The sequence below is a fragment of the Naumannella huperziae genome (assembly GCF_054073625.1).
In genome coordinates this window covers 3,107,211-3,122,554 of the sequence record NZ_JBSXPH010000001.1, presented here as the reverse complement: position 1 = coordinate 3,122,554, position 15,344 = coordinate 3,107,211, and the positions used below count along the sequence as shown (strand labels likewise).

General features: G+C 69.7%; 13 protein-coding genes. 11 read left to right on the top strand and 2 right to left on the bottom strand.

The window, feature by feature from the left end:
- Positions 1-5 precede the first annotated feature (5 nt).
- Complete coding sequence (locus tag ACXDC7_RS14915) at positions 6-443, bottom strand: winged helix-turn-helix transcriptional regulator (RefSeq protein ID WP_459222592.1); 438 nt, start codon at positions 441-443, stop codon at positions 6-8.
- Between the two features lie 108 nt (positions 444-551).
- Between ACXDC7_RS14915 and ACXDC7_RS14910 the strand changes: the two genes are divergently transcribed.
- The 11 genes from ACXDC7_RS14910 to ACXDC7_RS14860 all read left to right on the top strand — a co-directional run bounded on the left by ACXDC7_RS14910 (position 552) and on the right by ACXDC7_RS14860 (position 15,101).
- Positions 552-1,460 (top strand): NADP-dependent oxidoreductase, encoded by a 909-nt coding sequence (locus ACXDC7_RS14910; RefSeq protein ID WP_459222591.1) that lies wholly within the window; start codon positions 552-554, stop codon positions 1,458-1,460.
- 436 nt (positions 1,461-1,896) lie between these two features.
- A complete protein-coding gene (locus ACXDC7_RS14905; protein ID WP_343045952.1) occupies positions 1,897-3,243 on the top strand; it encodes an MFS transporter in 1,347 nt (448 codons plus the stop codon).
- A gap of 45 nt (positions 3,244-3,288) precedes the next feature.
- Positions 3,289-5,733, top strand: a complete 2,445-nt coding sequence (gene pepN / locus ACXDC7_RS14900; RefSeq protein WP_459222590.1) for an aminopeptidase N — start codon at positions 3,289-3,291, stop codon at positions 5,731-5,733.
- Between the two features lie 179 nt (positions 5,734-5,912).
- A complete protein-coding gene (locus ACXDC7_RS14895) occupies positions 5,913-7,568 on the top strand; it encodes a peptide ABC transporter substrate-binding protein (protein WP_459222589.1) in 1,656 nt (551 codons plus the stop codon).
- 114 nt (positions 7,569-7,682) lie between these two features.
- Positions 7,683-8,639: an ABC transporter permease gene (locus ACXDC7_RS14890; RefSeq protein WP_179445694.1), complete on the top strand. Its 957-nt coding sequence runs from the start codon at positions 7,683-7,685 to the stop codon at positions 8,637-8,639.
- Positions 8,632-9,627, top strand: a complete 996-nt coding sequence (locus ACXDC7_RS14885) for an ABC transporter permease (RefSeq protein ID WP_179445695.1) — start codon at positions 8,632-8,634, stop codon at positions 9,625-9,627. The genes ACXDC7_RS14890 and ACXDC7_RS14885 overlap by 8 nt, the downstream gene beginning before the upstream one ends.
- Before the next feature lie 24 nt (positions 9,628-9,651).
- Positions 9,652-10,716 (top strand): ABC transporter ATP-binding protein, encoded by a 1,065-nt coding sequence (locus tag ACXDC7_RS14880; RefSeq protein ID WP_179445696.1) that lies wholly within the window; start codon positions 9,652-9,654, stop codon positions 10,714-10,716.
- Positions 10,700-11,746, top strand: a complete 1,047-nt coding sequence (locus tag ACXDC7_RS14875) for an ABC transporter ATP-binding protein (protein WP_459222588.1) — start codon at positions 10,700-10,702, stop codon at positions 11,744-11,746. Before ACXDC7_RS14880 ends, ACXDC7_RS14875 begins: the two co-directional genes overlap by 17 nt.
- Before the next feature lie 48 nt (positions 11,747-11,794).
- Positions 11,795-12,706, top strand: coding sequence for an N-acetyl-1-D-myo-inositol-2-amino-2-deoxy-alpha-D-glucopyranoside deacetylase (gene mshB, locus ACXDC7_RS14870; RefSeq protein ID WP_343045953.1), 912 nt, complete (start codon positions 11,795-11,797; stop codon positions 12,704-12,706).
- Positions 12,703-13,257, top strand: a complete 555-nt coding sequence (locus tag ACXDC7_RS14865; protein WP_343045954.1) for a flavin reductase family protein — start codon at positions 12,703-12,705, stop codon at positions 13,255-13,257. The genes mshB and ACXDC7_RS14865 overlap by 4 nt, the downstream gene beginning before the upstream one ends.
- Positions 13,258-13,343: 86 nt before the next feature.
- Positions 13,344-15,101, top strand: a complete 1,758-nt coding sequence (locus tag ACXDC7_RS14860) for a VanW family protein (protein WP_459222587.1) — start codon at positions 13,344-13,346, stop codon at positions 15,099-15,101.
- Between the two features lie 10 nt (positions 15,102-15,111).
- Here ACXDC7_RS14860 and ACXDC7_RS14855 read toward each other — a convergent pair whose 3' ends face one another.
- Positions 15,112-15,330 (bottom strand): hypothetical protein, encoded by a 219-nt coding sequence (locus tag ACXDC7_RS14855; RefSeq protein ID WP_179445699.1) that lies wholly within the window; start codon positions 15,328-15,330, stop codon positions 15,112-15,114.
- Positions 15,331-15,344: the final 14 nt, after the last annotated feature.

Sequence of the window (15,344 nt, the reverse complement as noted above, 5' to 3'; positions counted from 1 at the left end):
GGGCCCTACCCGGAGGCGCGAACGGCGCCGGTCGGCTCGTCGCGCGCGCCGTCGTACGCGGCCCGCGCGCGGTCGATCTCGGGCATGTGCTGCTCGGCCCAGTGCTTGACGTGCCAGATCGGCTCCAGCAGCGAGTGCCCGAGCGGGGTCAGCTCGTAGTCCACCCGCGGCGGTACCGACGCGGTGACGGTGCGGCCGATCAGGCCGTCGCGCTCCAGGGCGCGCAGCGTCTGGGTCAGCATCTTCTGGCTCACCCCGGGAATCCGACGCGCCAGCTCGGAGTAGCGCAGGGGGCCACGATGGTCGCCGAGTGCGCAGATGACGAGGGTCACCCACTTGTCCGAGATCCGGGCGAGCAGTTGGCGCGACGGGCACTGGGCGAGATAGGCGTCATAAGCCGCCCTGGCTTCGGCTCGGCGCTGATCCGCGGTCGTCGTCGCCATCGCTCTCCTTCAGGTCACTCACGCACTCTCAGGTGCCTACTTCCCAGGGGAGAGTAGCTCTCGAATAGTGAGCCACACAAGAAGTTGGCGATCGAAAGGAGCACTCACATGTACGCACTCTCCGCAGTGGCCGGTAGCGCCGTTCCACAGCTTGCCGAGCCGCCCGACCCGACCCCGGGCGTCGGCGAGGTGGCGATTGACGTCACCGCCGCCGGCATCAACCCCGCCGATGCCCAGGTCCTGGGCGGCATGTTGCGCGACGCCTTCGGGCTGCCGAACGAGGTCGGCCTCGGCTGGGATGTCAGCGGGGTGATCAGTGTGATCGGCCCGGGCGTCCACGGTCTCTCGGCGGGCGATCGGGTCGTCGGCCTGCACGCCGATCTGAGCGCGCCCGCGCGGGCCCATGCCGATCGGGTCGTGCTCGCCGCCGATGCAGTGACCGCGCTCCCCGAGGGGCTCGATCCGGTCGGCGCGGCGAGCGTCCCGTTGAACGCGCTGACCGCCGCGCAGGCCCTCGACCTGTTGGGCCCGGCCGAGAGTCGCAGCCTGCTGGTGACGGGCGCGGCCGGCGGCGTCGGCGGCTACGCGATCGCCCTGGCGGCGGCCGCCGGTTGGCAGGTCAGCGGGCTCGCCCGCGAGAGCGACCGGGACTTCGTCGCCGGGATCACCCGCGGCGACGGTACGCCGGTGGAACTGGTCACGGAGCTGCGAGAGCACGGGTACGACGCCGTGCTCGATGCGGCGGGCCTCCAGGAGCGGGCCCTCCCGGCGGTCGCCGACGGGGGCGCTTTCGTGGGCGTCTTCCCGCCCGCGCCGGTGCCCGGCGAGCGGGGGATCACTGTCGGGACGGTCAGCGTCTCGCCCGACGGTCCGCGCCTCGCCGACCTGTTGCGTCGCAGCGCCTCCGGTGAGCTCGCGGTGCGCGTGGCCGAGACGTTTCCGCTCGCGGAGGCGGCCGCGGCGTACCAGCGGTTCGCCGAAGGCGGCCTTCGAGGACGCGTCCTGCTCGTCCCGTGAGGCTGATCGGCAGCCGGCGCGATCAGGGTAGGCGCGACCAGGGAAGCGGCCCCGTCGCGCCTTTATCGACCACTCGTCGGGGTTTGGGCGATGTCTGGGGGTGGGTGGCGGCCATAACCCGAGCGAGTGGTCGGTTTCGGCGCGGTTCGGGTGCCCGGGACCGGGCCGGCGCCCGGGTGGCTGGCCTGATCTCCGATCTCGAGCGCCGTCGAGACCGTTGTGCGCGCCATTACCGACCACTCGTCGGGGTTTGGGCGGTGTCTGGGCGTGGGTGGCGGCCATAACCCGAGCGAGTGGTCGGTTTCGGCGCGGCTCGGGTGCCCGGGACCGGGCCGGCGCCCGGGTGGCTGGCCTGACCTCGCATCTCGACACGGCTCGCTTCGCCGGCTCGATCAACGTCGGGGCGCCGGCGCGGCCCGCGTGTGAGAATCCTGCCGTGACGACCTCGACGCGCCTGTCCAGAACCGAGCGGCTGGACCGGCTCCGGTTCAACCGCGCCCACGGGCAACTGCTCGGCCGCTCGGGCATCGGCTGGGCGCTGGACGCGATGGATGTCGGGTTGATCAGCTTCGTGATGGCGGCGCTCGCGCAGCAGTGGAAGCTCGACAACACCCAGCTCTCTCTGATCGGGTCGGTCGGCTTCATCGGGATGGCGGTCGGGGCCAGCCTCGGCGGGCTGCTCGCGGACCGGATCGGCCGCCGCCAGGTGTTCGCGCTCACGCTGTTGATCTACGGGGTGGCGACGGGCGCATCCGCCCTCGCCGGTTCGGTCGCGGTGCTGATGGTGCTCCGCTTCATCGTCGGGCTCGGGCTCGGCGCGGAGCTGCCGGTCGCCTCCACGCTGGTCAGCGAGTTCGCGCCGCGCCACATCCGCGGGCGGATGGTCGTCGCGCTCGAGGCGTTCTGGGCGGTCGGCTGGATCCTCGCGGCGCTGCTCGGCTACCTGCTGGTGCCGAGCAGCCCCGACGGCTGGCGTTGGGCCCTCGCCGTGGGCATCGTGCCGACCGTCTACGCGATCGTCGTGCGCCTCGGCCTGCCCGAGTCGGTGCGATTCCTCGAATCACGCGGCCGGTACGCCGAGGCCGAGCGCGCCGTGCGTACCTTCGAGGAACCAGCCGGGATCGCCCCGCCGGCCGCCTCCGACGAACCCGCGGACGACCCGGCACCGGCGGACAGCGGCAGCCGCTCGATCTGGTCCCGCGGGTTGCGCGGGCGTACCGGCGCCCTGTGGATCGTCTGGTTCTGCATCAACCTGTCCTACTACGGCGCGTTCATCTGGCTGCCGACCCTGTTGGTGCAGCGCGGCTTCGACCTGGTCCGCTCGTTCGAGTTCACCTTGATCATCACGCTGGCCCAGCTTCCCGGGTACGCCGCAGCCGCGTTCCTGATCGAAAAGATCGGCCGCCGGGCCACGCTGGCGATCTTCCTCGCCGGCTCGGCGCTCGCCGCCGCCGGCTTCGGGCTCGCCAACTCCCCGGAAACGATCATCGCCGCGGGGTGCGCGCTGTCCTTCTTCAATCTCGGTGCCTGGGGTGCGCTGTATGCCATCGGTCCCGAGATCTACCCGACCCAGGTCCGCGGCACCGCGACGGGCGCGGCCGCCGCCTTCGGCCGAATCGCCTCCATCGCCGCGCCGCTGATCGTCCCACCGCTGGTACTCATCGGCGGGCCGTTGCTCGTCTTCGGGGTCTTCGCCGCCGCCTTCGCGCTCGCCGCGCTGGTCACCTTCGCGCTGCCCGAGCGCCGCAACGCCCGGCTGGAGGAGGAAGCGCCGGCCGCCTGACCCGGGGCCCGCGATTTCGCGGGTTCTGCCGCTAGGTTGGGGCCCATGCCCAGCCTGCAGCGCACGGAGGCCATCGCGCGCCGGCAACTGATCACCGTTTCGTCCATCCACATCGCGCTCGACCTGACCGCGAAGGGTGATCGCTTCGCCTCGACGGCCACGATCTCCTTCACCGCGCGCCCGGGCGGGACCACCTTCGTCGACTTCGCGGGCAAGCGGCTGCTGGGCGCCGAGCTGAACGGCTCGCCGCTGCCGACCGACAGCTGGCGAGACGGCCGGATCCCGCTCCCGGACCTGGCGGCCGACAATGTCCTGGTCGTGCGCGGCGAGATGGCCTACAGCGGCGACGGCGAGGGCCTGCACCGCCACGTCGACCCGGCCGACGGGCGTACCTATCTCTATGCGATGAGCTTCCTCGACGCCGCCCCGCGCTGGTTCGCCTGCTTCGACCAGCCCGATCTCAAGGCGCCGATCAGCATGACCGTGCGCGCGCCGACGGGCTGGACCGTGCTCGGCAACGGCCGCTTCAGCCAGGTCGAGCCCGGGTTGTGGCAGCTCGCGCCGACGCCGCCGCTGGCGACCTACTTCGTCACCCTGGTGGCCGGGCCCTATGCCTCGGTGCTCGACGAGTACAGCTCGCCACGCGCCGCCGGTCCCATCGCGCTCGGCCTGCATGCCAAGCAATCCCTGGCCGATCAGTTGCGCGCCGAGGCTCCCGACATCCTGGAGGTGACCAGGATCGGCCTCGACGCCTATCACGACCTGTTCGCCGTGCCCTACCCGTTCGGCGACTACCACCAGGCCTTCGTCCCCGACTTCAACGCCGGCGCGATGGAGAACCCGGGCTGCGTCACCCTGCGCGACGCCTTCTTGTTCCGCGGCGCCACCACCGACATCGAGCGCGGCACCCGTGCCGGCACGATCACCCACGAGTTGGCCCACCAGTGGTTCGGGGACCTGGTCACCATGCGCTGGTGGGACGACCTGTGGCTGAACGAGTCCTTCGCCGAGTACCTCGCCCACCGGGTCTGCGCCGACCGGACCCGCTATCCGCTGTGGATCGATTTCGGGATCAACCGCAAGGACTGGGGCTCGGTCGCCGACCAGGCGCCCTCGACCCACCCCGTGGCGGGCAACGGCGCCGCCGACGCCGCGGCCGCGCTCGCGGACTTCGACGGGATCTCCTATGCCAAGGGCGCCGCGGTGCTCAGACAACTCGCCGCCAAGATCGGCGACGACGTCTTCCTGGCCGGCCTGCGCGACTACATCGACCGGTACGCCTACGGCAATGCCGAGCTCGGCGACCTGCTGCTCAGTTGGGCCCGGGCCGGGGCCGGCGACCTGGGCGGCTGGGCCGACGCCTGGCTGCGCACATCCGGGCTGGACACGTTGAGCGCGCGTCCGGACGGTACGCTGCAGCGCCGCGGCGACACCCGCCGGGAACACGATCTGGCCGTCGCTGCCCTGGCCGCCGACGGCACCGAACTCGACCGGCGCCGCATCCGGCTGCGCGGAGCCGACGCCGATACCGGCGTGCTCGGGTCGCTGGTCGTGCCCGATGCGGGCGACGAGACCTGGGCGAGCGTCCGGGTGGCCGACGGGCTGGCCGGCCTGTCGTCGATCTCGGCGATCAAGGATCCGCAGACCCGCGTGGTGTTGTGGAACAGCATCCGCGACAGCGTCCGCAATGCCGAGCTCGACCCCGCGATCGCGCTGGACCGCGTGCTCGCCGACATCGCCGACGAGCCCTCCGATCTGATCCTGCGCGCGATCCTCGGGTTCGCCGCCGACCAACTGGCGGGCCCGTTCGCCCCGATCGCCGATCGGTCCGCGCGGCTGGCCCGGGTGGCGGCCACCGCGGAGCGGGTGCTGGCCGCGGGCGAGCCCGGCAGCGATCGCCAGTTGATCGGCTGGCAACTGCTGATCCGCTCCAGCGCCGACACGGCCCGGCTGGCGGGCTGGTTGGCCGGGACGGGGCTGCCACCCGGCCGGCAGTTGGACGACGAACTGCGCTGGTCGATCGTCACCCGTCTCGCGTTGCTCGGCGACGACTCCTACATCGAGCCGATGCTCACCCGGGACCGTTCGGCCGCCGCGCTGAATCACGCCGCCCGGGCGCGAGCCGGGCGTCCCGGCGCGGCGGACAAGGCGCTCGCCTTCGCGATCATCAGCGAACAGAGCCGGCTACCAGCCTACGAGCTGTATGCCACCGCCTCCGGGCTCTTCCCGCCGGGGCAGGCGGCCGAGCTGATCGAGCTGGCCGAGCGCTGGTTCGCGACCATGCCGGACACCACCCGCTTCCGCCGGAGCTGGGCGCTGGGCCAGGTGCTGCGACTGTCCTTCCCCGTGGCGGTGGGTACGCCCGAACTGCTCGAACAGGCCCGACGCACGCTGCGGCGTACCGATCTGGACCCGTTGGTCCGGCGTGCCCTGACCGACGGCACCGACCAGTTGGAGCGGGTGGTCCGCTCGATCGAGCGGTACGCCTGAGGCGGCCGTCGCCCGTTGGTCACAATCACATTGCGGCGTCGGGCGTGTGCTGGACACTGTGCTCGGCGATGCCTTAGAAAGGCTCACAACTTGGACGTGTGGTCGGTTCCAAGGCGTCCGCGCCGACCAGCCGCCGTCCGCACAGCGACCGCTACCAGCGGGACAACCAAGGAGGACACATGCGAGGACGTACTCGCTTGCTGGCCGCCGGAGCCACCAGCATCGCCGCTGCGATGCTGGTCGCTGCCTGCGGCTCCGGTGGCGGCACCAATCCCGGCGGGACCACCGACGGAGCAGCGGCGGGCGGCGGTGAATACAGCGTCAACAGCTGCACCCCCGAGAATCCGCTGATCGCCGGCAACACCGCCGAGGTCTGCGGCGGCAACATCCTCGACCTGGTCACCGCCAAGCTGGTGCACTACAACGGCGAGACCGCCGCCCCGGAGAACGACATCGCCGAGTCGATCGAGACCGAGGACAACCAGACCTTCACCGTCAAGATCAAGCCGGGCTACAAGTTCCACGACGGGACCGAGATCAAGGCCAAGAACTTCGTCGACGCGTGGAACTACACCGCCTACGGCCCGAACGGCCAGCAGGGCTCCTACTTCATGCAGCCGATCGAGGGCTTCAAGGACACCCAGTGCCCCGACGACGAGTGCAAGTCCGAGCCGAAGACCGACAAGCTGTCGGGCCTGGCCGTCGTCGATGACACGACGTTCACCATCAAGACCACCGAGAAGGTCTCGAACCTCCCGGTCCGGCTCGGCTACACCGCGTTCGCGCCGCAGCCGGATGCGTTCTTCGCCGACACCTCCGAGGGCAAGGAGGAGTTCGCCAAGAAGCCGATCGGCGCCGGCCCGTACCAGGTCGAGTCGGTGGACACCCAGCAGACCGTGCTGACCAAGTTCGCCGACTACACCGGCGTCGATCCGGGCAATGCCGACAAGATCACCTTCCGCATCTACGAAGACATCGGTGCCGCGTACGCCGATGTGGTCGCCGGCAACCTGGACGTGATCGACCAGATCCCGCCGGACCAGCTCGCCGGAGACCTGTACAAGTCCGATCTGCCGGACCGCAACCAGCAGAAGTCGACGCTGTCCATCGGTACCGTCGAGATCTCCCCGTCGGACGAGCAGTTGAAGAATGTCGACCTGCGCAAGGCGATCTCGATGGCGATCGACCGCGAGGAGATCAACACGACGCTGTTCAACGGCTCGCGTCCCGCGCTGGACGGCTGGGGCTCGCCCTCGCTGCCGGAGTACCAGGCCAACACCTGTGGGCCGACCTGTGAGTTCAACCCGACCGAGGCCAAGCGCCTCTACGACGCGGCCGGTGGCTACAAGGGCAAGCTGCTCTACACCACCAACCCCGAGGGTGCGGGCAACCGCGAGACCGCTCAGGCCGTCTGCAACCAGTTGAAGAACAACCTGGGTGTGGACTGCCAGATCAACATGACGGTGGACTTCGCGAGCTTCCTGACCGGGCGCACCAATGCCGAGTACACCGGCATCTGGCGCTCGGGCTGGCAGGCGGACTACCCGTCGATCGAGAACTACCTGACCCCGCTGTACTCGAAGGGGTCGAGCTCGAACTACACCCGGTACGACAACCCCGAGTTCGAGCGGCTGCTCGCCGACGGCAATGCCGCCGCGACGCCGGACGAGGCCAACCAGTTCTACCGCCAGGCGGAGGAGCAGTTGGCCAAGGACCTGCCGTCGCTGCCGATGTTCTACCGTGCCGAGACCATCGGCTGGTCGGACCGCGTGTCGAACGTGAACCTCAAGCCGCTCGGTACGCCGGACTACACGGCGGTCACCGTCAACGGCTGAGCCGCCAAGCATGACGACGGTGTGGGCCGGGCCGAGCTGGCCCGGCCCACACCACCACAGCCTGTTCCCTGACCCTGATCCTGCGTTCTCGATCTTGCGCGGAACGGATTTCCCTTGCTGACCTACATTGCCCGGCGACTGTTGCAACTGATCCCGGTCTTCCTGGGCACCACGTTCCTGATCTATGCCATGGTCTACGGCATCGGCGACCCCACGGTGGGCCGCTGCGGCGAGCGCCCGTGCCCCCCTTCCTACATCGCCCGGCTGGTGGAGGAGTACCACCTCGACCAGCCGCTGATCGTGCAGTACGGCTACTACCTGGGTGACCTGTTCCGCGGTGATCTCGGGACGACGTTCAACGGCCAGGATGTCGGCGAGCAGTTGCTCGTCCGCTGGCCGACGACGATCAAGCTGGCCCTCATCGCGCTCGTCTTCGAGGCCGTGATCGGCATCTTGGCGGGGGTGTTGGCCGGCGTCTTCCGCAAGAGCTTCATCGACTACCTGGTCACCGTCTCCAGCCTCGTGGTCATCTCGATCCCGATCTTCGTGCTCGGTGGCCTGGCGCAGCTCGTGCTCGGTATCCAGCTCAACCAATGGCTGTCCGAACGACTCGGTAGACCGATCGAGATCTTCACCGCCACGGCCGGGGACAGTTCGCTGCGCTCGCTGTTGCTGCCCGGCCTGGTGCTGGGCTCGGTGTCGGTGGCCTACATCGCCCGCCTGATGCGGGCGAGCCTCGCCGAGAACCTGCGCGCCGACTATGTGCGTACCGCCCGGGCGAAGGGCCTGAGCAATGCGCGCACCATCGGTGTGCACACGATGCGCAATTCGATGATCCCCGTGGTCACCTACATCGGCACCGACGTCGGCTCCCTGATGGGCGGGGCCGTGGTCACCGAGCGCATCTTCAACGTGAACGGCATCGGTGGCTACCTGTTCCGCTCCATCGCCACCAAACAGGGCACCGCGGTGGTCGGCACGATCACCTTGCTGGTCGCGGTCTACCTGCTCGCCAACCTGTTCGTCGACGTCCTCTACGGCTACCTGGATCCGAGGATCAGCCATGACTGAACCGACTGCCCAAGCGCCCGGTGTGGGCATCGACCCGGCGGCCGACACGATGGTGTCCGCGGTGGAGCGCGCCGAGGTCGCGCCCGGCCCGCCGGGCGCTCCGGAACGCGAGCAGCGAGCCCGTTCGCTGTGGTCCGACGCCTGGCGCGAACTGCGGCACAACCCGATGTTCTGGATCTCGGGCGCGCTGATCCTGGTGGTCGTGACGATGGCCGTCTTCCCGCAGTGGTTCGCCAGCGGCGATCCCGAGTACGCCAACCTGTCGATCGCCCGGCAGCCACCGTCGCCGGAGCACATCTTCGGCACCGACAAGCAGGGCTACGACGTCTACACCCGGACCATCTACGGGGCCCGCGCCTCGATCCTGGTCGGCGTGGTGGCCACCCTGGGCGTGCTCGTGCTGGGCGGTCTGGTCGGCCTGGTCTCGGGCTACCTCGGCGGCTGGGTCGACTCGCTGCTCTCCCGGGTGGGGGAGATCTTCCTGGCCATCCCGCTGCTGCTGGCGGGCATCCTCTTCCTCTACATCTTCCCCTCGCCGCCGGGTGCCAACTTCTTCGTGGTCACCGGCAAGGTGAGCCTGGTGATCATCCTGTTCGCCTGGCCGACGACGGCCCGCCTGATGCGCTCGGCGGTGTTCCAGGTGAAGCCGAACGACTATGTGACGGCCGCGCGGGCCCTCGGCGGTTCGCCGTGGCGGATCGTCATGTCGCACGTCCTGCCGAATGCCCTGGCGCCGATCCTGGTCATCGCGACGATCAACCTCGGCGTCTACATCGCGCTGGAGGCGACGCTGTCCTTCCTCGGCATCGGCCTGCAACCGCCGGCCGTCTCGTGGGGGCTGTCGATCGCCGACGCCTCGTCGATCGGTCTGGTACGCCAGACGCCGCACATGCTGATCTTCCCGTCGATCTTCCTGTCGGTGACGGTCCTCGCCTTCATCATGCTGGGCGACGCCGTCCGCGACGCGCTCGACCCGAAGCTGCGCTGAGCGCGGCAGCCAAGGAGACTGATCATGTCCAATCCGAAGCTTGACGAGGAGCTCGTCGAGGCGCGCACCGCCGACGACCGCTTCGTCCCGGTCGACGGCGAGACCCTGCTCGAGGTCGATGACCTGCAGGTCGAGTTCCGCACCCGCGACGGGGTGGCCAAGGCGATCAACGGTGTGTCCTTCGATCTGCGGTCGGGCGAGACGTTGGCGATCCTGGGGGAGTCCGGGTCCGGCAAGTCCGTGACGGCCCAGGCGATCATGGGCATCCTGGACAGCCCGCCCGGCTTCGTCACCGGCGGGTCGATCCGCTATTGCGGCCAGGATCTGCTGGCCATGCGCGAGAAGGAACGCCGGGCGATCCGCGGCCCCGAGATCTCGATGATCTTCCAGGACGCGCTGTCGTCGTTGAACCCGGTCTTTCCGGTCGGCTGGCAGATCGCGGAGATGCTGCGGGTGCACCGCGGGATGAATCGCTCCGACGCCAAGGCCCAGGCCATCAAGCTGATGGAGCGGGTGAACATCCCCGGAGCCAAGCAGCGGGTGAACGCGTTCCCGCACCAGTTCTCCGGCGGCATGAGGCAGCGGATCATGATCGCCATGGCGATCGCGCTGAATCCGGCGGTGCTGATCGCCGACGAGCCGACGACGGCGCTCGACGTGACCGTCCAGGCGCAGATCATGGCGCTGCTGGCCGAGTTGCAGGCCGAACGGCAGATGGGCCTCATCCTGATCACCCACGATCTCGGTGTGGTGGCCGACGTGGCCGATCGGATCGCGGTGATGTATGCCGGCCGGATCGTGGAGTCGGCCGGTGTCTTCGAGATCTACGATCGCCCGGCGCACCCGTACACGCTGGGCCTGCTGGAATCCATTCCGCGGCTGGACCAGAAGGGCCAGGAGCTGACGGCGATCGGCGGCCTGCCACCCAATCTGATGCGAATCCCGCCGGGCTGCGCGTTCAATCCGCGATGCCGGTTCGCGCGCGACCTGTGCCGCGAGGGCGGGGCGCCGCCGCTGATCGAGGTGGCTCCCGGCCACACCTCAGCCTGCCATTTCACCGAGGAGGTGCTCCATGTCGACGAGCGTTGAGTCCGCGCGTCCGGCCGCCCGGCCGGAGGGCGATGTGATCATCGAGGCGACCGATCTGGTCAAGCACTATCCGATCAAGGGCGGCGTGCTGCGTACCACCAAGGGCCACGTGCGGGCCCTGGACGGTGTGTCGTTGAAGCTCTACAAGGGCGAGACCCTCGGCATCGTCGGCGAGTCGGGCTGCGGCAAGTCCACCCTCGGCCGGATGCTGATGCGGCTGGAGGAGCCGACGTCCGGCACGCTGACCTTCGACGGCGTCGACGTCTACTCCCAGTCCGGCCCCGAGATGCGTCGCCTGCGCCGCGACATCCAGATGGTCTTCCAGGACCCCTACACCTCGCTGAACCCCCGGATGACGGTCGGCGACATTGTCGGCGAACCCTTCGACATCCACCCCGATGCGCTGTCGCGGGGCACGTCGAAGCGCAAGCGCGTCCAGGAGCTGCTGGAGCTGGTCGGGATGAATCCCGAGCACATCGGCCGCTATCCCCACCAGTTCTCCGGCGGCCAGCGCCAGCGCATCGGGATCGCCCGCGGGATCGCGCTGAACCCGAAGGTGCTGGTCTGCGACGAGCCGGTCTCCGCGCTCGACGTCTCGGTCCAGGCCCAGGTGGTCAACCTGATGGAGAAGCTGCAGGACGAGCTCGGGTTGGCCTATGTCTTCATCGCCCACGACCTGTCGGTCGTCCGGCACATCTCCGACCGGGTCGCCGTGATGTATCTGGGCAAGATCGTCGAGGTGGGCGATGAGCAGCAGATCTATGAGCGGCCGACGCACCCCTACACCCAGGCGCTGCTGTCGGCGGTGCCGGTGCCGGACCCGACCAAGCGCGACACCCGCCGCCAGATCGTGCTGTCCGGCGATGTGCCCAGCCCCGCGAACCCGCCGTCGGGTTGCCGCTTCCACACCCGCTGCTGGAAGGCCAAGGATGTCTGCTCGGTCGACGACCCGCCGTTGATCGATCACCCCGACGGCGTCAGCGAGCATCCCTCGGCCTGTCACTTCGCCGAGCCCGTCCGGGTCGTCTGAGCACGTCCGCTCGCGCTGAACCGCGGTTGAGCTCCTAGAGTGGCCGACGTGATTCCGCACGATGAACGCCGGCTGATGCTGGTGCATGCCCATCCCGACGACGAGTCCAGCCAGACCGCGCTGACGATGGCGAAGTACGCCGCCCAGGGGGCTCGGGTCACCCTGGTGACGGCCACTCTCGGCGAGCTCGGGGAGATCGTCTCCGACCGACTCAAGCACCTCACGCCCGAGCAGCTCGGTCGGCACCGGCTGGGCGAACTGGACAAGGCGATGGCCGAACTGGGGATCACCGATGCGGTACGCCTCGGCGGCGACTTCCGCTATCACGATTCGGGCATGGCCTATGCCGAGGACGGCTCCGTGGTTCCGGGGACCGAGGTGCCCGAGGGCGCGTTCTGGCATGCGGACCTGCGCGAGGCCGCCGATCTGTTGGTGGCCCTGATCCGGGACCGGCGCCCGCAGGTGATGATCACCTACGACGACTTCGGCGGCTACGGCCATCCCGATCACATCCAGGCGCATCGGGTGACGATGTATGCCTATCTGCTGGCCGCGATCGACGGCTACCGGCCCGATCTCGGCGAGCCGTGGCAGGTGTCGCGCCTCTTCTGGTCGACCTGGGCCCGAGGCGCGGTACGCGAACTCATCCGCGCGCTGCGCGAGGCCGGCGACACCGAGTCCTTCGGCGGCCTCGACCCGGACTCCGACCGGCTGCCGATGGGCGTACCCGACGAACTGATCTCGGTCGGCGTCCACGCACCAGAACATGCCGCCGCGAAGGAGGCGGCCCTGCGCGCACACGAATCGCAGGTCAACCTCGACGACGGATTCTTCGCGGCCTTCGCCGCGGCGGCCCAGCGGGCACCCCAGGTGGCCGGCACCGAGAGCTACCGGCTGGCGGCGGGCATCGCGATGCCCCCGGGGCCGCCCGCGGACGACCTGTTCGCCGGCCTGTCGTGAGCGAACCCGCAAGCGCCGGCGACCGCGACGATCTGGTCGCCGGCCCCGGTGCCGCGGCGCGTTCGTCGCGGCTGCGGACGACGATGGCGAGATTCGCCACCGGGGTCACGGTGGTCACGACGCGCGGCGACGGCGGCCGGTGGCATGCGATGACGGCCAACTCGTTCACCAGCGTCTCCCTGGACCCGCCGCTGGTGCTGTTGAGCGTCGCGACGAGCACCAGGTTCCACCGCCCACTGACCGAGTCCGGGGACTTCGCCGTGTCGGTGCTGTCCGCCGACCAGGCGGCGGTCGCCGCGCACTTCGCCCGCTCCGGGCGCGATCTGGCCAGCCAGTTCGACGGGGTCGCGCACCGGGTGGGGCAGCTCGGCCTGCCGCTGCTGACCGGCGCGCTCGCCTGGCTCGAGTGCCGGACGGTGGAACGGGTGGCGGCGGGCGACCACACCTTGTTCGTCGCCTCGGTGCTGACGGCCGAGCCGGCAGACGCGGCCGCGGACCTCGCCCCCCTGCTGTTCTACGGGAGCCGCTACCTGGGCGCGGAGAATGCGTGATCGCGGGCCGCGGTCCCGTAGACTCTGCGCGAAATCACGCTGACGACCGCGTGGGCGAACCACGCAGCCAAGGGTAGGACGGGGAATTGACAACCACCACGAAGGCCGGCTCGCGCCCCGACCCGTCCCGTGACAAGCCGCGGCGCCGCGGCTGGGTCGTCGGGTTGGTCGTCGCCCTGTTCGTGCTGGCGCTCGGCGGGCTGTACCTGGCGGGTTATCTCGCCGCCGGCGATGTCGTCCCGCGCAATGCGTCCGTGGCGGGCATCTCGCTGGGCGGCCTGCCGCGTGCCGAGGCGAACGACAAGCTGCGCGCCGAGCTGGCCGATGCCGAGTCCGCCGAGCTGGAGCTGCGGGCGGGGGAGAAGACGGCCACGGTGAAACCCGCCGACGCCGGTCTGGCCATCGACTACGAGGCGACGCTGGCGGCGACCGGCGTGGGCCGAAGCGCATCGCCGGCCCACATCCTGCGGGTGCTGACCGGCGGTGGGGCGACCGAGCCGGTCGTCGCCGTCGACGAGGCGGCGCTGACGGCCGCGGTCGACGCGGCCGCCAAGCAGCTCGACACCGAGCCCAAGGACGCCTCGATCAAGTTCGACGTGCCGCGGGAGGGTGCCCCGAAGATCGTCAAGGAGCCCGGCCAGCAGTCGGTCCGGGTCGATCGCGCGGCGGCCGCCGAGGAGCTGCGGTCGGCGTACCTGACCGCCACCACGGTCCCGGTGACCGCGGCGGTGCAGGATCCCGACATCAGCACCGCCGAGGTCGAGCAGCTCGCGACCGAGTGGGCCGAGCCCGCGATCTCCGGCCCGATCACGGCCAAGACCGACAAGGGCGAGTTCAAGGTCACCGAGCGTGCCATCGCCAAGTCGACCAGGTTCGAGGCGGTCGACGGCGCGCCGAAGGCCAGGATCGACGCCAAGGAACTGCGCAGCCAGACCAATCCCGAGATCACCAAGAACGTCAAGCTGAGCAAGCCCCAGGACGCCGGATTCCGCTTCGAGGGCGGGCGCCCGGTGGTGACCAAATCCAAGGACGGCGACGACATCATGCCGGACAAGCTGCTCGCCGCCGTCGAGCCGGTCGTCACCAAGTCCGAGGGGCGCTCGATCGAGGTGCCCATCGACCAGGCCAAGGCCGAACTGGACGCCGCCGCGGCGGAGAAGCTCGGCGTGAAGGAGGTCGTGGGCGAGTTCACCACCCGGTTCCCGCACGCCGACTACCGCAATGCCAACATCGGCCGGGCGGCCGAGGTCCTGACCGGGGTGTTGATCAAGCCGGACGAGACCTTCTCGTTCAACGAGACCGTCGGCGAGCGGACGACCGCCAACGGATTCGTCGAGGGCACGATCATCTCCAACGGCCGATTCGTCAAGGAGACCGGCGGCGGGGTCTCGCAGTCGGTGACGACGCTCTACAACGCCGGCTTCTTCGCCGGTCTGGAGGACGTGGAGCACTGGCCGCACACCCTCTACATCGATCGCTACCCGGTTGGTCGCGAGGCGACGGTGGCCTGGGGCTCGAAGGATCTCAAGATCAAGAACAACACCCCCTACGGCGTGGTGATCCAGGGCATCATCAACAAGTCGACGCCCGGCAATCGCGGCTCGATCACCTTCAAGATGTGGTCCACCAAGTACTACGAGGTGAAGACCGCCGAGCCACGCAAGTCCGACTTCTACACCGACCCGCCGACCACCGACAGCTCGTCCTCCTGCCAGCCGCAGGGCGAGGTGCCGGGCTTCACCGCCACCTACTGGCGCGAGCTCTATCGCGACGGAAAGCTCGCCAAGCCGCGGGAGAACTACTCCTGGCGCTACTACGCGACCCGCGAGGTCACCTGCAACTGATCCCCGCAACTCATCGGGTGCCGCCCGGCCGGTCGGGCACCCGGCGCGAGGCGATCACGTCCGCCCGGGCGATGGTGTGATTCCTGCCACGCCGGTCGGTCAGCACGAGCTGTTGATCATCGTGGAAGATCAACACCCCGATGACGTCGCCGACGCCGCCGTCGGGCAGCCGGCGGCGTACCGTGAAGCGCTGTCCGGTCCGGGGGACGTCGCGGCCCGGTCGATTCATGAGGTGAACCTTTG